17 protein-coding genes are annotated in these 19473 nt (G+C 45.0%); 7 read left to right on the plus strand and 10 right to left on the minus strand.

Translation table 11 applies throughout. From position 1 onward, the window contains the following. Positions 1 to 3: 3 nt before the first annotated feature. The 3 genes from ACYVD4_RS21240 to ACYVD4_RS21250 all read right to left on the minus strand — a co-directional run bounded on the left by ACYVD4_RS21240 (position 4) and on the right by ACYVD4_RS21250 (position 2559). Positions 4 to 390: a hypothetical protein gene (locus ACYVD4_RS21240; RefSeq protein ID WP_460949157.1), complete on the minus strand. Its 387-nt coding sequence runs from the start codon at positions 388 to 390 to the stop codon at positions 4 to 6. Between the two features lie 421 nt (positions 391 to 811). Beyond that, positions 812 to 1636, minus strand: coding sequence for a glycoside hydrolase family 16 protein (locus tag ACYVD4_RS21245; RefSeq protein ID WP_460949159.1), 825 nt, complete (start codon positions 1634 to 1636; stop codon positions 812 to 814). Between the two features lie 47 nt (positions 1637 to 1683). Further along, the gene (locus ACYVD4_RS21250; RefSeq protein WP_460949160.1) at positions 1684 to 2559 is read right to left on the minus strand and encodes an alpha/beta hydrolase; all 876 of its coding nucleotides are present in this window, start codon (positions 2557 to 2559) and stop codon (positions 1684 to 1686) included. 144 nt (positions 2560 to 2703) lie between these two features. Here ACYVD4_RS21250 and ACYVD4_RS21255 point away from each other — a divergent pair, with 144 nt between their 5' ends. Then, positions 2704 to 3408 carry an esterase family protein gene (locus tag ACYVD4_RS21255; protein ID WP_460949161.1) on the plus strand — a complete coding sequence of 235 codons (705 nt, stop codon included), beginning with the start codon at positions 2704 to 2706 and terminating at the stop codon, positions 3406 to 3408. A 33-nt stretch (positions 3409 to 3441) separates the two neighbouring features. Then, a complete protein-coding gene (locus ACYVD4_RS21260; protein ID WP_460949162.1) occupies positions 3442 to 3912 on the plus strand; it encodes a DinB family protein in 471 nt (156 codons plus the stop codon). A 423-nt stretch (positions 3913 to 4335) separates the two neighbouring features. On the opposite strand, the gene ACYVD4_RS21265 is transcribed toward ACYVD4_RS21260, so the two are convergent. The 4 genes from ACYVD4_RS21265 to ACYVD4_RS21280 form a co-directional block, all read right to left on the minus strand. Further along, positions 4336 to 4827 carry a hypothetical protein gene (locus ACYVD4_RS21265; RefSeq protein ID WP_460949164.1) on the minus strand — a complete coding sequence of 164 codons (492 nt, stop codon included), beginning with the start codon at positions 4825 to 4827 and terminating at the stop codon, positions 4336 to 4338. A gap of 117 nt (positions 4828 to 4944) precedes the next feature. Continuing rightward, positions 4945 to 6273: a rhamnogalacturonidase gene (locus tag ACYVD4_RS21270; protein ID WP_460949166.1), complete on the minus strand. Its 1329-nt coding sequence runs from the start codon at positions 6271 to 6273 to the stop codon at positions 4945 to 4947. A gap of 218 nt (positions 6274 to 6491) precedes the next feature. Next, positions 6492 to 6890 carry a Dabb family protein gene (locus ACYVD4_RS21275; RefSeq protein WP_460949168.1) on the minus strand — a complete coding sequence of 133 codons (399 nt, stop codon included), beginning with the start codon at positions 6888 to 6890 and terminating at the stop codon, positions 6492 to 6494. A 37-nt stretch (positions 6891 to 6927) separates the two neighbouring features. Next, entirely contained in the window at positions 6928 to 7797 is an 870-nt protein-coding gene (locus ACYVD4_RS21280) for a 3-keto-disaccharide hydrolase (RefSeq protein WP_460949170.1), read from the minus strand. A 119-nt stretch (positions 7798 to 7916) separates the two neighbouring features. Here ACYVD4_RS21280 and ACYVD4_RS21285 point away from each other — a divergent pair, with 119 nt between their 5' ends. Further along, positions 7917 to 8750 carry a helix-turn-helix domain-containing protein gene (locus ACYVD4_RS21285; RefSeq protein ID WP_460949171.1) on the plus strand — a complete coding sequence of 278 codons (834 nt, stop codon included), beginning with the start codon at positions 7917 to 7919 and terminating at the stop codon, positions 8748 to 8750. A gap of 279 nt (positions 8751 to 9029) precedes the next feature. On the opposite strand, the gene ACYVD4_RS21290 is transcribed toward ACYVD4_RS21285, so the two are convergent. Then, on the minus strand, positions 9030 to 9314 hold the full coding sequence (locus ACYVD4_RS21290) for a hypothetical protein (protein ID WP_460949173.1): 285 nt from the start codon (positions 9312 to 9314) through the stop codon (positions 9030 to 9032). 370 nt (positions 9315 to 9684) lie between these two features. Here ACYVD4_RS21290 and ACYVD4_RS21295 point away from each other — a divergent pair, with 370 nt between their 5' ends. Next, positions 9685 to 10113, plus strand: coding sequence for a VOC family protein (locus tag ACYVD4_RS21295; RefSeq protein WP_460949319.1), 429 nt, complete (start codon positions 9685 to 9687; stop codon positions 10111 to 10113). A gap of 68 nt (positions 10114 to 10181) precedes the next feature. On the opposite strand, the gene ACYVD4_RS21300 is transcribed toward ACYVD4_RS21295, so the two are convergent. Beyond that, positions 10182 to 11954: an ABC transporter ATP-binding protein gene (locus ACYVD4_RS21300; protein WP_460949174.1), complete on the minus strand. Its 1773-nt coding sequence runs from the start codon at positions 11952 to 11954 to the stop codon at positions 10182 to 10184. A 235-nt stretch (positions 11955 to 12189) separates the two neighbouring features. Between ACYVD4_RS21300 and ACYVD4_RS21305 the strand changes: the two genes are divergently transcribed. Further along, the gene (locus ACYVD4_RS21305) at positions 12190 to 12714 is read left to right on the plus strand and encodes a hypothetical protein (RefSeq protein WP_460949175.1); all 525 of its coding nucleotides are present in this window, start codon (positions 12190 to 12192) and stop codon (positions 12712 to 12714) included. 64 nt (positions 12715 to 12778) lie between these two features. Here the strand turns inward: ACYVD4_RS21305 and acs are convergent, their stop codons facing one another. Continuing rightward, entirely contained in the window at positions 12779 to 14674 is a 1896-nt protein-coding gene (gene acs, locus ACYVD4_RS21310; protein ID WP_460949177.1) for an acetate--CoA ligase, read from the minus strand. 202 nt (positions 14675 to 14876) lie between these two features. On the opposite strand from acs, the gene ACYVD4_RS21315 reads away from it, so the two are divergent. Both ACYVD4_RS21315 and ACYVD4_RS21320 read left to right on the plus strand, forming a co-directional pair. Continuing rightward, positions 14877 to 18047: a DUF6493 family protein gene (locus ACYVD4_RS21315; RefSeq protein ID WP_460949179.1), complete on the plus strand. Its 3171-nt coding sequence runs from the start codon at positions 14877 to 14879 to the stop codon at positions 18045 to 18047. Between the two features lies 1 nt (position 18048). Next, a complete protein-coding gene (locus tag ACYVD4_RS21320) occupies positions 18049 to 19404 on the plus strand; it encodes an SWIM zinc finger family protein (protein ID WP_460949181.1) in 1356 nt (451 codons plus the stop codon). Positions 19405 to 19473: the final 69 nt, after the last annotated feature.

Here is a 19473-nt window from a genome sequence, read left to right on the forward strand (position 1 = left end):
CCCCTAAAATCCTTTCTGAAATTGAGTCATCTGTTTATTAACCTCTTGTAGTTGATTCACTTGCTTCATTAGTTGGTCTCGATAATTAAGCGTTAGCTCCTGATTAACCAATTGCGTTTGTAACATATATTGCTGATTCATCGAATACGTTTTCACAAAATTCAGGAAGTCTTCTGATATCGATTTCGTAGATACGACCTGTCCTTTAGGTAAATCCAGAAGGCTGCCGGGTTGTCTGGGCATGACAAAGAAATAATTAAAAAACCAGTTATCTGTAGCGCTTGATGAGCGAACTAAGGCATCGAAGAATAGTGAATCTGAGAGAGCGCGGGACATTAGATTATACGCCAGCGGAACCAGAAAACCATTGCCCGGCGTCGAATTTCTCATATCATACCTGAGAGTTATTTGCGGAAGTTTTGCAACTATTTTCTCAAATAACTCGCGAAAAGCTGGCTGAACATACGCTAAAGGAACGGTTATATTCAAGCCCGTAATAGGTAAACATTTGTAGTCTTCCATGTCTACTAAAGTGTTATACAATAAGACGGTTCTCGTTATGAACTAGCTAATAAACAAGTACTTAAATCTAATATATTACATTAAACCTTACCCGCTGGTTAATGTACTTATATTTTCCCATTCAACCAATAAGACGCGTAAACACAAAAATCATCATTCAAATTATACCTTGCCATCCCATAAAAGGGTGATACACTATTCCAGAATACGTAGCACCAAACGAAAGAAGGGGATGATTTGCCCATCAGACACGCCACCCCCTTCTCTACGAACGTAACACTTTCCCCTCTTACTGATATACCCGAACGTAATCGACTTCCATGCGCCGGGGCCAGATGGTCTCATCCACGCCTTTCTGACCACCCCAGTTGCCACCCACTGCTACGTTCAGTAGCAGGTAAAACGGCTGCTCAAATGGCCATTCTGCTACGTTGTTGCCCAAAACGGCCTTCTCAACTGTATTGTATTTCTGATTATCGACGTAAAAATCAATCTTGTCGGCTGTCCATTCTACGGCATACAAATGATACGTTTGTGTTGCGTCTTTTATACTAATTTGCTTGCCCTTCTGGGTTTTCCTGGCATGGTTATAGGCTTCGGTATGGATGGTGCCATGAATAACGCCCTCGTCGAATCCTACATGTTCCATGATATCGATTTCGCCACTGAGGGGCCAGCCAGCCGTTTTAATATTATCGCCCAGCATCCAGACCGCTGGCCACGTACCGCGCCCCGACGGCAGCTTGGCAAAGGCTTCGATACGTCCCTGTTTCCACGACATTTTACCACGTGTCAGCAACCGGGCCGATGTATAATTCTTGCCTTCGTAAGCTTCTTTACGGGCTTCGATAATGAGCTTTCCGTTTTCAACACGCGCATTTTCACTACGTCGGCGAGTATAATACTGGAGTTCGTTATTGCCCCATCCATTTCCGCCCACTTCGTATCCCCATTTTGTTGAATCGGGCAAACCGGGCTTATCGAACTCATCAGCCCACACGAGTTTTCGTGCAGTTAACGAAGTCGCTACGTTAGAGGATATCTCTACGTCAGGAGCTTTACAGGCTAAAATAGCCAACACTCCTAAAGCCTTTACTACAAGTATATTTTTCATAACAATCAGCCTTATTAGTTACGCTCCAGCGGCCCTATTTCGCCTTTTCACTTTTCGCCCTTTGGAAACGCCCATGTCAGAAAATCGGGCATAATCTTGCTCCAGGTCTCCTGATCGTGTCTGCCGCCTTGAACCTCAACGTAGCGAATATCGGTCGGCTGCCCGTTGTCATTACGTTGGTAGCCTTTTTTTTCCAGCTCATCCATCAGATCGAGCGTATCGTCAATGGCGTCGATAATTCCGTTGTTGTTACGGTCGCTTGTTTCGTCGTCGGTTCCGGCTTCAAACCAGAATTTCAGTTCTGGATGATACGTTCCCTTACGCACCAGATCGTGCATGATCCGGTCGGTTTCGTCGCGATAGCCATCGGCCGTACTTTTACTACGCCACCATAACGAGCCCGAAAATACACCCGCCTTTGAAAAATGATCGGGATGATGAAAAACTATATCGAAAGCCGACAATCCTCCAAGCGAGAAACCAGCAAATATGGAATGAACAGGATCGGTGCTAATGGGATAATGTTTTTTGAGATAAGGAATCAATTCGGTGAGCACAAAATCGGTATATAAATTCGCTTTACTGCCCCGATTCATATAATCGGCCTGGGCGGCTGTACCATATTCCTGAATTCGGTCGCCGGCATGAATAGCCACTAGCACAAACGGACGGATAGCCTGTTTTTCATACAGAGAATCAAGCACTTCTGTCATTCGCAACCGGGCTAAATCCTGCCCATCGTTGAGGTATAAAACAGGCAACAGATTGGGAGAATCGCCTTCTGAAACAGGCCGATAGCCCGTTGGCATCACTACGTCCAGATGAACGGTACGTTTCAACGGAACGGAATATAACGAGTCGTCGCGCCGAACCGTAACGGTGGGGTGTTCTGCGCAGGATAGGGCCGGTACAAGTTCAGCCATAAACGTAAAAATTAATAAAAGAGTAATAAGCACAACTCCCAAAGTAGCTAATTTTTTCGATATACGTCACTTTGTTTTTTGTCGGAGCCAGCTATTTCTTCTATTTTGAGCCTAATTTTAGACACTCATTAAACAAACATCATTGTGCAGGAAGACTATCGAAGATGGTATTCACACCATCTGGGACGCGACATCGAAATGCTGGTTTACGGCAACTGGGGTTATCCGGTGCTGCTATTTCCGACCTCCATGGGTCATTATTATGAATACAAAGATTTCGGCTTAACCGAAACGGCCAGATGGTTTGTGGAGACAGGGAAGATAAAATTATACTGCATCGACAGTATCGACAAGGATAGTTGGTATGCCAAACATCTGCACCCCGGCACTCGCATCTGGAACCACGTATTATACGACCGTTTTTTGCACGAAGAACTGGTTCCGGGTATTCAACGTGAGTGTAATGTTCAGAAAATTGGCGTATCAGGAGCATCGTTTGGTGGGTATCATGCGTTGAATTTCGCCTTCCGGCATCCCGAACAGGTCGGCCATCTGCTCACAATGGGGGCCGCGTTTAATATCAAGTCGTTTCTGGGTGGTTATTACGACGATAACGTCTATTACAACAACCCGCCCGACTTTCTGCCCAATGCCCAGAATAATGAGCTTTACCACATGAATATCGTGCTGGGTACTTCAGAATATGATTTCTGCAAGGACGATAATTTTCAGATGTCGGGTATTCTAAACCAGAAAGGAATTCGTCATCGACTCGACGTAACACCCTGGGGCAATCACGACTGGCCCGTCTGGAAAGATCAGTTTCCGAGATACTTAAGTCTAATTTAGGCGCATCCAGATCATCGCTATTTTCTGCTACATATGACACCCGCATACATTCAGGAAGCTGGTTCATTACCAGAAGCACTCGAACGGCTTCGCAGGTACATTACCGATGTACCTGCGAGCTTCAGTACGTTATCGGAATCAGACTTAAAACAGCATGATCCGGGAAAATGGTCGAAGAAGGAAATTCTGGGGCATCTCATCGATTCGGCGCTTCATAATCTGAAACGGTTTACCGAAGCTCAGTTTTCAGATGATACATATCTGGTTGTCTCTTATAATCAGAATCAACTGGTTCTTGCGAATCAGTATCAAACGCGGCCTCTTGCCCATCTGCTACATCTCTGGAGTAGTTTAAATACGCAGATTCTCTACGTAGCAGAAAGCATTTCGGAACCAATACGTGCCCAAGCCATAACCTTTGGTTCCTCAGCCCAAACCTATACGTTAGGCTGGCTCATCGAAGATTACGTAGCGCATCTTGAGCACCACCTCAAGTCACTGTAAATGGAGTGATTTGCGCCAGTTATTTGTAAACGGAATATTATTTTCTGCAGCTTATTAAGATTCGGCATAGTAGTTGTTTAGAAACGAGTGAACCTCATCCTCTACATATATTATGCAAACAATTACGTTGGTACGTCCTAACTTCCGCCGGACAGATTTTGGCCTACACATGTATACACAACACATTAATAAACAAGGTTTTGTATTAAGCAACTACGTCTGTTCTGCGTATTATAATTGACGTTTACCATTTTGATCTCACTCCGCACTGGTTATCAATAGAAGACATTCGAGCGGAAAATGCAATCATAAAAAACCCCCATTAACCGTTTCGGTCTATGGGGGTTTTTCAATGGTCTGAAATCAAAAAAGATTATCCTGTTGAGTAGCTCTGATGATAATCTTAAAGACGAGTCTCTTTCCTTATTTTCTGGTTCCGGTAATAGCTTCAATTCGGCTAATGGTTGCGCCTGTCTGAACTGTTTCGGTTGTTGTTGTTATAGCAATCTGGTTCTTATCGAACACACCCGTGGCTCTGAAATCACCCTCGTAATTGGTCGATTTCCCGTTGACATTAATTGTTACCTGATCGCGACTCCGGTCAATAATTGTGAACGAATTTCCTTCCAGTTCAGCCGTAACCTTAAACGGACGATTCAGTTTTACTTCTATGTAAATCTCTTTCGGATTCGCTCCTTTTGTAACAATTACACTGGTTGTACCAGTTTCTGGCGGAAATTCAAGCGTTGCAATTTTTATTGAACTTTGATAGCCACCTTCGTAAGTACCAACGTATTGGTCGCGAAGGTCAACTTCGGAACCGCCATTTTTTTTACATCCGGAAACAAAAACACTGGTGAGTAAAATAGCCAGGAACGTAGCACGAAATGAGCGAACGACGTATTGAGTAGCCATGATTGGGTATGTAGATGGGTTGTTAATAACAATTGTCTATCAAACGCCGTGCCGGGTTTTTTATGTATAAAATCATCAAAAAAGTGCGAATTTGTTTTAGGCAGAACAATTATCGCCCTATTCTAACAATTTATTATTGACCTTCACATTTTTGAGTGTAAAGCCCTTGACAGCGTTTTTATCAATAGCCGCATTTTTACTTTCTACGGTAAAATTCTCAAATGTGAAATTAGAAAGTTTATCCCGGCCGGTCACTGCTACGTCGAAGAATGTAGTACACTTGATCTCGATGTTTTTCAGACTTACGTGATCAGAATATGAAACAGGTTCATCTTTTCGCCCCTGCAAATCGTAAAACTGAGTCCAGGGCTTCACGTAGATCAGACTGTTTGCCTGTCCTTTTATGTTTTCGAGACTAATGTATTCGTAACGCTGTGGTGTATCTGGCCGCATCTTGAGCCATAATACCCGGCTGGCTTCGCTTACATGACAGTTACGCATTACTACGTTGCGGTTATGAATCGCTTCGCTGCCGCAGGTAAGTGCCGAATGACAAAAGCCAAATTCGCAATCTTCGATAACGATGTTGGTATTTGAGCCATTGTTGGGCACTTTGTCGGCCCAAGGGCCTTTGCCGCCTTTCAGGGCAATGGCATCATCATTTACCGACATATAACAACCTTTGATGTGTACGTTTGAACAGGCATCAATATCAATGGCATCGGTACTGGGCGCTTTTACGGGTTTGTAGGGCGAATAGATGTGCGCATCCAGTACTTTCACATTCTGACACTGGTAGTAGTGGCTCGTCCAGAAACCCGCGTTGTGCAGTTTCACATCCTGAACCTGTACGTTGTTACATTTCCAGATAAAGATCAATCTAGGACGAGAAACCTCCAGATTGGTACAGTTTGGATTTTCCTTACGACGTTGCCAAAAAGCCTCCCAGAAGCGTAAGCCATTTCCATCGATTTTTCCGTTTCCAGAAATCGTAAACCCATCGACCTGATACGCGTTTACCAAAGCGGCAAAATAATCTAAACTTTGCCCTTCCATACGAGAAGGCAGCTTAGGATAATCGGAGATACTGTTTGACCCTTTTAGTATCGCCCCTTCTGCTACGTACAGGTGTGTTTTGGGTTTGAAAAACAGCGCACCGCTCATGAACGTACCTTTTGGAATTACCACTACCCCACCCCCTTTTTCAGCGGCAGCATCAATAGCCCTCTGAATGGCTTCCGTCTGTATGACCGTGCTGTCTGTTTTTGCTCCAAAGTCGGTTACTACGTAGGGTTTTCCGAGTTGAGCAAGGCTTATTTTTTTTGTATCTGTAAACCAGCTACTCATTAAGCTACCGTCGGGGAACGTAGCACTTTCCATTTTCTGGGCCTGCATCCCTACAGTTCCAAAAAGGGCAAATGCGAGCATTGCGAGTACTTTTTTCATATCGAACAAACTCTATTGGCAGGGTATAATGAGTTAACGAACAGCAAGTTGTATTAACCTATCAATTTTCCCATCCTGTACACTCGGGTATTTTACATGAATCAGCATCAATACGTTTACCTATTGGGTAAACGTATTGATGCTGAAAAGGATAGCCATCCCATATTTTTAGGGAAACTTATATTCTGTTGAGAGAACTTGTTACAGATTTCGTTGGATTACCGCTTTTCGCCAACGGAATCATAGATGACAACTTTTTCCCACAGGTGCGCGTAGTTGTTTCGAAATTCGTCGTGAATCGGATGTTTCTGATAGGCTTCTTCATCGGCAGGACTATCGAAGAAACAAAGCCACGAATACGTATAGCTACGTTCAATAACCTCCCGATTCGTAGCGGCTGGTATGCCAATATGTACCAGTTTAATGGTTGGGCACTTCGCCAGTTTCGTTAAACCTTCCCAAAGTTTGCCTTTATCAGCTTCACTAGCTGGGTTCTTCAGATAAAATAGTACATGATGTACAAATAAACTTGAAGGCTCGTTTGTGTTAAGTAAGGGAATACTCATAAATGAAATAGCACTCGTTTTAATGAAACTTCGTCTCGACTGGTTACTCATGGTTTATCTGTTTAATAGCTAGACCATCAACGGGAGATTAAAATAATCCTGCGTACTGGTCGGGCATGGCCGTCAGGGGTTTAATGCGTATGTCACGATAAAATACTTCAGCAGCTTCGCTCTGCAACTGAATCTTGCCGCGTCTGAGAGGAGCATCCTGCCCATCGGCCTTTGTGAAGCGTGAATCTTTCAAAACCATTACCACATGGCCATTCACTAGGTGAATACTTTTGCCCTCAAAGCAAATCAGTTCTAGTTTCGTCCACTCGCCTGCTGGACTCTCGTAATTAGCCGACCGAAGGCAATAGAAATCACTCCCCTTTTTAAATGAACCAAACGGTTGTTTTTCGTCGGCTACGCGATTCATAATTCCCTCGGCTGCGAACGACCGGATGTCGATGGCGGAGTTTGCCTGACACCAGAAATCGCCCATGTGTCCCTCCATGACCTGAAACTCTTGCGATAGCATCCAGGAACGCCAATATTCTACTCCAGCTTCTCCTACAGAATGATAAAGTATACCTGAGTCACGCAACTTATTTTTCCGGGGATCATACTTCTGGTTTCCCCATTTGACTTGCAGCGTAAGATGATAATTTTCGTATTCCTGACGAGTGAACAGACACCCATATAGTTCACCACTTATCCGTAAAACAGGGCCGCCCGGTTCGTTTAGAATGGAAAATACATGGGTATCATCTTTGTTATAGCCAATCGGTTTAATAGGAATCCCAGATTCATCTCTCGGTATATTTCCATTATAATCAGGTTTATGGGCATAGCTCAGGTACGTTTCCCACTGGGTCAGGTCTTTGTCTAAAAGGTTAGTCCATTCATCGGCTCGACGCATAGATGGCAGACAATAAAACACTAGTATACTGACAGTTAGCAAAGCTATCTTTTTCATACGGCTAATTATTTGGGAAGGTTAGCTTCTTAAACAACAGCAAAACTACAGTGGGTAAAAACTGGATCAACTGTACAAATCCATCTTTTATTGGTAGTTTTCAGTCTCAACCACTACGTATGAAGCGATACATTTTACATACTCCCTTTAACATTTATCATTTTGAAGCTACCACTTGGGTGCATGCCGTACATAAGCACACATACTTCGAGATTATTTTCATACTTCGGGGCAATGGCATTCATAATATCAATGGGAACACCTATAGCTATAGTGAAGGAGACGTGTTTCTGTTAGGGCCAGAAGATTATCATTATTTTGTTATTCATCAATTAACCGAGTTCTGTTTTATTCGCTTCAACGAATCAATTCATAAAAACACAGAAGATAAACACAGCGCCTGGCAACCGATCATAAAAACCTTACTCTCAACGTCTTCGCAGAGCCGAGGGTCAATAGTTGTAGATAAACATGAAAAACGGAAACTACACTACCTGCTAGCCGTATTAGAAGAGGAATATGAACGCCATCAGTCGCAATACTTTGCCGTTATTCGGGATAGTTTGTTACGTAGTATGCTGATGATTCTGGCCCGAAATCTCTTTAGTCAGACACCAGCCAGGGAGCAGGTAAACGATTCAGTAGAAGCTATCCTGATGTACATTCGGCAACACATTTACCAGCCCAACGATCTTAGCATCGATCATTTGGCAGATGTATTTAATTATTCACCCGCTTATATCAGTCTCTTTTTCAAAAAGCAGACAGGTGAATCACTGAAACAGTACATCATCAAATATAAAATTAAACTCATCGAAGCCCGATTGCTATATAGTCCGCTGACGCTGGCCCAAATTGCCGATGAATTTGGCTATACCGATGAAAGTCATTTTTGTAAACAATTCAGGAAGTATACCGGCAGTACACCAACTGCTTTCCGCAAACGCAATTAACTACCTCAATTAATTGATTAACATAGCCAGATAATAAGTCCAAAACACAACAAAGAAAACCGGCATATCGCTATCATTTAACCTAAAAAAAGCCCGTCGAGTAAAGACGGGCTACGTAGTCGACGATTGCTTTGACGGATTTGGAAAACTACGTTTTGGTTTCACCTCTGGAGCAATCAGCCAACCCACTGCCAACTCGAACAGAATTCCTGCTAGTGTTTCCATACAGTTATAAAGATTATCCGAGAAAGAAAATCGACTCCCATTACTAACAACGTATCAAATAAATGATCGGATTGTTTGTTCGTGTTCCTTCTGAAATTCCAGATATTCTTCATTGAGCTTAGCCTCATTTACGTTCAGGATCGGCCTATTCGTCAGTAACTCATTCACAAAACTAGACTGCTTGTCGGTTAGTTTTTTATAGCTATCGATAACAGCATGTACTTTTTGGTGAGAGTCAATCCCTACCAGTTGATTTTTGGCGGCATCGGCACGTTCTTTTATGCCTCGCAACGCCCAGCCAAACAGGGCGCCGATAGCAATCCATAGTAGTATCATCATTATTACATTATTAGGGTTGCTTTATAAAGGCTACCTATTAATACAGATACTGAATGGATAAACTTCGTTATAAGTCACTTTATTTAACGGTATAAACATAACACTCCGAACTGTTTGAGCTGCTCACCAAAAAATAAAATAAGCTATGCCCCATTGGAGAGTACGGTGTGAAGAAAAGGATTCTCGTTTTTTCTGTACATATTGTTGGAACTGCTTAAGATTTTGCTTCTGGCTGCTAATTCTGTCAAAAACACGATTATTTAGAAAACCCTAAACAACTTCGTTGTATCAGATGGGAGAAAACAAACGTTGATACGTAGCTATTTTTACGGTACCTTACTTACCTAGAACTAAAACAATTTAGTACGTGATGAAGCTTAACCCTTATCTTTTTTTCGGTGGAAATTGCCGGGATGCTATGACGTTTTACAAAGATATTTTTGGCGGAGAACTGACAATTTCGACGTTTGGTGATGGTCCCGCCGATGCGCACCAGGACCCCAAAGCAAACAGCGATGAAATGAAAGCCAAAATCATGCACGCGCGGCTTGAAGGAGATATTGTACTGCTCGCCAGTGATAGCCCCCAATACTCCGGCTCACACAATACCGACCAGTTCAGCTTGTCGCTGGAAGGTTCAGACGCAGAAAAATTAACAGGCTATTTTGAGAAATTGGCAGAGAATGGATCAATCAAAGCTCCGCTCATAAAGCAGTTCTGGGGCGATGCGTTCGGCATGTTGACAGACCAATTTGGTATTAACTGGATGATCAGTATCAGTAGTAACAAGAGTCTTTAAGTTTTTCAAACAGCAACGAGCGCAAAGTGTATACGCTTCGCGCTCGTTGCTGTTTGAAGAAAATGAGATTAGGCAACAGCCAGTTCTTTACGTTCGCCGATTTGTTGCCGCCACATAGCGTAGTAAAGACCTTTTTGCACCAGCAGTTCTTCATGACGCCCCTGTTCAACCACGTGCCCCTGCTCCAGTACGAAAATTCGGTCGGCGTGGAGAATAGTGCTGAGTCGGTGAGCAATCAAAATGGTAATGTGCTGATGCGAATTCGATAATTCCCGAACAGTACGTCCTATTTCCTCCTCCGTCAACGAATCCAGTGCAGAAGTGGCTTCGTCGAACACCAGCAGGGCGGGCTTACGCAAGAGTGCACGAGCAATACTTAGGCGTTGTTTCTCGCCACCCGATACTTTTACCCCACCTTCGCCAATAACCGTATCCAGACCTTGTGGAGCTCGGCTTAGCAGTGAATCGGCGGCTGCCTGATGCAAAGCTCTCAGACATTCGTCGTCTGTGGCTTCGGGTGCAACAAAGCGTAGGTTTTCTCGGATTGTTCCGGCAAAAAGCTGAGTATCCTGCGTTACAAAACCAATCTGTTCCCGCAGTTCATCCAGATTTACGGCAGAACCAGGAATACTATTGTAAAGAATTTGACCACGTAGCGGCTTGTATAAGCCAACCAATAATTTCACAAGGGTTGTTTTTCCCGAACCACTTGGCCCAACAAAGGCAATCGTTTCGCCAACCTGCGCACCGAACGTAATGCCATCCAGAGCTGGTTTATCGGCGGTTAAGTGTTTGAAATACACATCGTCGAATGCCAACGTATTGAGCGCATTCACAGGTTTCGGCTGTGCTGGTTGCACATCGCGGGGGGTATTCAGAATTTGCTGAAAATTTGCCAGCGACGCTTCCGTTTCCCGATATACGTTGATGATATTTCCCAGTTCCTGCAAGGGGCCGAAGATGGCAAACGAATAGATAAAAAGCGAGAAAAACTCACCCACCGTAATACGTTCCTGCACCACCAGAAACAGCATAAACAGCATGATGGCGTTACGTAACAGATTTACAAATGTACCCTGCACAAACGATAAAGAGCGGATATAACGTACTTTTTTAAGTTCGAGCTTCAGAATTTTTCCGGTAGTAGCATTCAGCCGTTCGGTTTCCTGCTGAGCCAATCCAAGGCTTTTTACCAGCTCAATATTCCGTAAACTTTCGGTGGTTGAACCAGCCAGCGCAGTGGTTTCGGCCACGATGGTTTTCTGAACTGTCTTGATTTTTTTGCTCAATAATGAACTCACAAAACCCAGCAATGGAATGGTCAGAAAATAAGCGGGAGCAATAGGCCAGTACACGGTAGAGGCATACCACATTACAAAAACAATTCCGACTATCGACGTAAAGAGCACGTTTACAAACGATTGAATTAATTTCTCAACGTCGGCCCGTACTTTCTGTAATTTACCCAAGGTTTCGCCCGAACGCTGATCTTCAAACACCTGATACGGCAATTCAAGCGAGTGTCGAAGCCCGTCGGTATAAAGCTGAGCACCTAGCCGTTGGGTAATCACATTGACGTAGTAATCCTGAAAATTCTTGGCAATCCGACTTACCATTGCCACGCCAAGTGCCTGTAAAATAAGCAAGCCAGCCCCGTTTTTCAGAAAATCCCAGAAATCTAACGGACGTAGTGAACCATCTGGTTTTACCACGTACTGGTCAATGATTTTGCGAAAAATGTACGGATCAAGTAAAGAGAAAATCTGGTTAATGGCAGCCAGCAGAAGCGCAAGTGCCAACAGGCCCCAGTAGCGCCGTAAATAACTGTAAAGAAGTTGCATAGAATCTGTTGTTAGTAGATGATGGGCGAAGAACGTAGTAAATTCACCTTGTAGAGAACACAAAAAGATTGAATTTAGGTCAATTCGCTACGTTGAATTGTAGCGCGGTTTGCGGGAAGCATAGATTGCAGGGAATAAATAATCAATCAAACCAACTTTACCAACCAACCGCGTAATCCCTACTCCTACCCTCAGCCCCTTGCAATCCTTGCCCTTTATTTGCGAACTTTACCCCATGAAAAACGCATACGTATTGGTGTTGGTGGCTGGTTTATTGACAGCTTGTGGGGGAAGTGAGAAAGGTCAGGAAAACGCTACGTCGACTGTCGATACAACGGCTGTTGCTGCCGCCAAACCGAAAAACTGTCAGTCGATTTTAAACGCTGATAAATTAGGAAAACCAAACGAATATCAGGAGTCGGCCAAACCGATGAAATTTACGCTCACCATCGATCAGGACACCAGTGCTACGTCGACCGAAAAAGAGTGTTATTTCAATAATATGGTTACGGTACTGGCCGTCAAAAAATCGGGGAGCCGCGTTTTCAAACGGACTATCAGCAAAGATGATTTACTGTATTTTGTTAAAACGGACGACGTAGTAGAGCGTTCAGTACTGCAAAACACTACGTATAAACCGACGTTTAACGGCCAACGCTACGTTACATTAACCATGCGGCTCATTGACCCCGTCAGTGAAAAAACGGCGGAATACCTCATCTTCATGAATTACTTTGGCGAGATCGTGAAAGTGAAGTAATCCGCTAATGCAAACACCCCGAAAGTTATCAGCCTTCGGGGTGTTTGCATTGTATATCAGCAGTTCATATCGCTCCTGCTTTTATTTCATCGACCACGGCCGGGTCTAGCAACGTAGTGGTATCGCCCAGATTACCAGTGTCGCCCTCGGCAATTTTGCGCAGAATCCGACGCATGATTTTGCCTGAACGGGTTTTGGGTAATCCGTTTACAAACTGGATTTTATCGGGTTTCGCAATGGGGCCAATCACCCGGCTCACCGTCGCCAGAATGTCGCGTTTGGTTAGTTCAGCATCGTGACCACCGGCATCGCCTTCGGTAATCACATAGGCGTAAATGCCCTGCCCTTTGATGTCGTGCGGATAACCGACTACGGCACTTTCAACTACGCCCGTGTGCATATTGATGGCGTTTTCGACCTCGGCGGTGCCAATACGGTGCCCTGATACGTTCAGTACGTCGTCGACGCGACCCGTAATTCGGTAATAGCCGTCTTCATCGCGCAGACAACCGTCGCCCGTGAAATACAGGCCTGGATACGTAGCGAAATACGTCTGCCGACAACGCTCATGGTCGCCGTAGGTAGTACGTAGTATGCCCGGCCACGGAAATTTCATGCAGAGATTGCCGCTTACGCCGTTTCCTTCAATTTCCTTCCCGTTTTCATCGACCAGAATTGGCTGTACGCCCGGTAGTGGCAGCGTAGCGTAGGTAGGTTTGGTTTTGGTGATACCCGCCAAGGGTGAAATCAGAATACCCCCGGTTTCGGTTTGCCACCACGTATCGACAATCGGGCAGCGATTTTTACCAATATGATCGTCGTACCAATGCCAAGCTTCTTCGTTAATTGGCTCACCTACAGAACCTAATACGTCTAAACTGCCCAGATCATGGTTTTCTACTTTTTCCAGCCCAAAACCCATCAGCGAACGGATTGCGGTTGGAGCCGTATATAGAATATTGACCTTGTATTTGTCGGTAATATCCCAGAAACGACCATAGTCGGGGTAGGTCGGAACGCCTTCGAAAATAATCGACGTAGCGCCACAGGCCAGCGGCCCGTAAACGATATAACTATGTCCGGTAATCCAGCCAATATCGGCGGTGCAGAAATGAACTTGCCCCGGTTCGTACTGGAATACGTTCTGGAAGGTATAAGCGGCATAAACCATATAGCCGCCACAGGTATGCACTACGCCCTTCGGCTTGCCCGTCGAGCCTGACGTATAAAGGATGAACAGCATATCTTCGGCGTCCATTTCTTCGGCAGGGCACTCGGCGGTAACCTGTTTCAGTTCCTGTTCCCACCAGACATCGCGCCCTTTCAGCATCGAAACTGGCGTGCGCGTACGGGTCATCACAATTACTTTCTGAACACTTGGGCAACCAATCAGCGCATCATCGACCGTACTTTTCAGCGGAATTTCTTTATTTCCCCGATACGCGCCGTCGGCGGTGACGACCACTTTGCATTGCGCATCGTTGATCCGGTCGGCAATGCTTTGCGCTGAAAAACCGCCAAAAACAACCGAGTGAACAGCGCCGATTCGGGCACAGGCCAGCACAGAAATGGCGAGTTCGGGCACCATCGGCATGTAAATACAAACCCGGTCACCTTTCACGACGCCGTTCCGTTTCAATACGTTAGCGAATCGGCAAACCTGATCGTGCAGCATCCGGTACGTGAGCGTAACACCCGCTTCGTTCGGATCATTGGGTTCCCAGATAATGGCAGGTTGGTCGCCACGTTCGGCCAGATGCCGGTCGAGGCAGTTTTCGGTAATGTTGAGTTTTCCGCCGACGAACCATTTTATGTTAGGTTCGGTGAAATTCCACTGGAGGGTTTTGGTCCAGGGTTTACGCCACTGGAAATCTTGTGCGATTTCGGCCCAGAACGCTTCCGGGTCGTCAACACTTTTCTGATAAGCTGTCTGGTATTCGTCAAAGGTTCTGATACGCATAGGTCAAAAGGACGAAAGAGGTATTAGTGCCGTAAAATTGAAAATTTATGTGGGTAATACCAATTAATTAGCGATGCATTCCCTCCAGAATTGGTACTAAAAAATCAGGATTTTGGGCAAAATAGCGGCTGAATTACTAGGTTTTGGGGGCTGTTTTTTGTAACTTTAAAGAGGTTTCGTATTTACATTTAGTCTATTCTTTATGCCGCGTTACTTTTTGTTTACAGATGAAAAATCCAATAAATTCTGGCAAATTGATACCTCTGATACGAGTTTTACAGTAACATTTGGGAAAGTCGGTACAAGTGGTCAGAGTCAGACAAAAACCTTCGATACGTCCGACCAGTGCCATCAGCAGGCAGAGAAACTAATCCGTGAAAAAACAGCAAAAGGCTATCTCGAATCAAGTAACGGTCAACTGATTCCGGGTACGAACGTAGCGCCCAAACGACCAACAAGCCCACGTACTGCTGATGCCGATAAAGAAGCGCGGGAAGTGATGCTGGCCCGTTATGATGAGCTGATACGTAACACGCAGATAAATGAGTTGTTGCCTTTTCTGCAAAGCGTAGATACGCGCCATTACGAAACGCTACGTAAGCACATAAAACAGGCCAAACGCTACTGGTGCGATTATACGAAATTGAGTGATCAGCAAACAATAGTGGGGCCCCGCGAACAATGGGGGATTCGTGGCACCCGCGATCAACAGAAGCTGGTCACGCTCTCTGGCTTAGGTCTCCTGAATCACAATGAGTTAAAAGGATTTGGGCTATTAAATGGCTTATTGACTGGTGCTTCTTACGATCAATTAATTCTGTCGATACTAGCGTGGGCGAAACCGAAATGGCTAGCCGATTTCCTACTCCAACAAGGGCAGAATTCATGGAGTATCATCCCGTATAGGCGGTTACGTGAGCTGGAAAGTGCTGGTCTGGTCGATTATCTGCCAGAGTTGTTTGCGAGATCGGTGTCGAGCTTTCAAAATTATCTGTACAATGAGCATGGAGATACTACGTATCAGAAACATGAAAAACACATTGACTTTCTGAGCACGGACGAGCAGGCACTCACCCGCGAAATTCCTCTTCTTTTTGAATATCCAACCGACATTCATCAGTGCAGCTATAGTGCCCCAAATCCGGTTACGAAACGACATGATTACGTTCTGTTATGGCCGTTGATTTTTTCCCAGCTTCTAGCCGCAGAAAAATTAGATCGACTCTGGTTCGTTGAAAAATGCCTGAGTGTACAAACCAAAGACTGGAATCCGAACCTTCGGCAGTTTTTCCGGAAACAGATCGAAACCGTAAACCCATCAAAAACGGAGTGGATCAAGCTGCAATCAGACTTGTTTCGGCTGCTGGCCGGGCAACATCCGCATGTTGTCAGTTGGGCAATTGGTCAATTGAAAACGATCTATACCGAACCTGATTTCCGCGTTGACGAGTTCCTTGAATGGGCCGGTTCGGCCATGATGCGCGACGATTGCAAGACGGCACTCAAAACGCTTTTGAGTGTGTTTGAACGTCTACTGAAAACACAACCCGCTCATCGTTCGGCCATTACGTATTTGTTGGTCGATGTATTTACGATCAATGATTTAGCCTTACAAACAAAAGTTGCCTCCATGCTGGTCGGTTATGCTGATCCGGCAGACGATGATTTTTGCGCCCGATTACAGGCTTCTGCTGAGCAAATGCTGGGTAACGTAGCAAACGATCTACAGGGTTTTCTGAAAAACGATACCACAACGCTTTCTGCCGAAAACCCCGTTACGTATCAGTATGAACCGAAGTCAACGCCCCGGCTTTTGCCTGAGTTTGAGGTTTCATTGCCAGACAATTGGAATGACTTTATGTTTCTGATCGGTCAATTTATCAGTTCGGATGACGTGATCGATATGGAAATCCTGATGAATGCGCTGATCAAGCTTCCCGCCGATACACCTGACGATTTTCGGGAACAACTGAAACCGTATCAGAAAACCTTACTCAAAACGTATTTTGGCTCGATAAGCAAAGATGTTTTTCGGGCTTATCTGCTGCGTTGGCTCGCCAATGATGAAAAAGGATTTGCCAATGAAAATGTCGACGATAGTATTCAAACGCTCAAACTCCATAAAAACCGGTTCAATCATCTTCGTCAAAAATGGACAGCCAACTCTGAACTGCCTTTTTTGAGCTTGCCAACCCACGCGCCACACTGGATTGCGCCTAAAGTGCTCATTGAACGGCTACTACTTTATAAGGCGAACAATGAACCAATCGAACTGCTCGATTTCGCCATCGCTATTGCCCGGATGCCTCGCGAAGAAACTGACGAAGCTCTTGCGCTTTGCGATCAGCTCGACACGAATCTGGCGGCTCTACTACGTTATTGTCTGGGTGGCAGCAGCACGATACACATCCCCGATTCGTCACTTTTGAAGCGGTTGTTTTCATCAGATGGTACTGAAGTTAGCACACAAAAGGCACTGTGGGCCGTGGCCGCCCGGACTTTTGAGCCAGAAGGCGAATTTGATGAGTTTGCAAAAGCTTCCTTTAGCGACTTGCCAAACGTTGTAAAGCCATTTGTTTATGAATACAGCTTTAAAGAGAAATGGAACGAATGGAAAAACTACAACACAAAACAGCTTGAACGTAGCCCTTCTTGGTGGGAACTTTCTATCCAGTTGCCAGCAATCAATAAACCATTTCTGCTGACTAGTCAGGTTTTTCGGGCTCTCCTATACAGCAACGATTTAGTATATCAGAAGGATTGGCATTGGCGCTTCACTTATATGCACGCTGTTGATGTTTCATTCTGGTATAGCCTGATTCCGCAGAATCCTGAAGCTTTCTATACTATCATGGCAACCTATGGCTGTAAAACGTCTGATGGCACTACGCCACTGCCTCAGGCTATTACGCAGATGCTTCAGCCAAATTTCAGTTTCCGTGAAATGTCGATGTTAGTGCTGGCGTGTGGATTGATGACCAAGAAGCGGGAAACGGGGATATTGGCTGCTGAAGTGCTTATCCACCATTTTAATGAAGAGACTATCGATGTGTCTCTGCTGGGAGATAGATTAGGCTGGTTACTTGCAAACAAATACGCCCCGATTCAACGATTAGTTGACGCCCTGAATCTGGTTAAAGATGTGAGCCCACTGCATAACAAAGCCTTATTACTTACCCTTGAGGGGCTATTTGCTCAATTTACTTCGCTTGCTGAATTGCCTAAAAACACCAAAAAATTGCTGGAAATGTATCTTGACTTACTGGTCAAACTTGGCGAAATGCCCGCGTCTGCTACGTTGTTGCTGCTCGAAAAATGGCAGACAAATGCATCAATTAAAAAACTTTGTCAGGATATTTTAAAACGCGCCTAGTATGGAAACTTTAACGGATTACGGCTACGCCTATACCACCGCTTCGGCCCTCGATAAAACCGATGCCGGAAGGTCGTTGTTGCTATCGCATCAAACTGAAATTGAAGAAGATAATAAGGTTCCGTGCTTTTTCTGGGGGCGTTTGCGCGAACCCTACCTTACGTCTCGTTGCCTGATGACCATTGCCAAAACCGTTCGGTCGCGGTTTGCCCTTTCCATGCAGGAATTGATGGCGCTACGTGACCCAATTGTAACGGCGGGTGCTGGTCAGGTGCGGTTTGAAGGGTTCTCGTCCTGCAACGGTGTGTATGCTAGGCTCGATATTTTGCCCGAAGGTTTAGATGGTGAATTTCTGGCCAGCGGCACTACCAACGTCGATTTTAATGAGCCGATGATTAATGCGCTCAATGGCATCACCAAAAGCGAAAATATGGTCTTATCGGTGGGGCAGCAATCGGTGACGGTTATTAGTGAACGGGCTAAGGTGGTGGAGCGAAAAGTAACGTTGCCAAGTCGCTGGATTAAAGGGCTGACCAGCGTACAGCATTATCTGGCCGAAATGCAACCCATCTTTACGCTGACCAAACCACAGGCCGTTCAATTATTTCAGGCGCTTCCGAAAGGCACGGTTAAAGCCGACGTATTTATCGTTCAGCGGGCGGGTAAATTTCTGTTTTCACCTCTTAAACAGGGGAGTGCCGTTCGAATTGGTGGCGCGCATCGCTTGCGGCTCATGGAAGGGCTGTTGCCGTTTATTGACTCCCTGACAATTTACCAAAGCAATGACGGTCAGGCGGCTGGATTTGTGCTGATGATGGGTGCATTGCAACTGGTTTTTGCCTTTTCGGCCGATACGTATCGGGGATTTTCGGGCGAGGGTAAAGCGTTGGAACACCTCATCTACGACATGCCGATGGAGTTGATTTATGGTATCAATAACCTTTTAAAAGCCAATGAATCGTTCAATCCCACGTTGTTGTCTATCGAGCACGACCTTGAATTTGGGGCTATGGATACCCTAACAGCGCAGCTATCGAGCATTGGTATGTTAGGGTTTGATCTGGTGAACAATGCCCATTTTTACCGCCGACTTCCATTCAAAACGAACCGGATTCTAAGCCTGAATCCACGTCTGAAAAACGCGAAGAAACTCGTTTCTCAAAATGATATTCAATTCATTAACCAATCGCCTGGCTACGTCGAAGCGCGCGTAAAAGGCACGGGCGATGTGTTTCATAAAGTCGTGATTGATAATGGGCAAGCTCGCTGTACGTGCGATTGGTTCACGAACCATCAGGGTAAACGGGGCTTATGTAAGCACGTATTAGCCGTGAAGATGGTTGACGAACAGTCGTAATTTGTTAAAATAAAAAGTGGGTAATTTTGGATATTTTACAAAATAATCCATTGTTTATCAATTATTTAA

This window comes from Spirosoma daeguense (assembly GCF_054776875.1).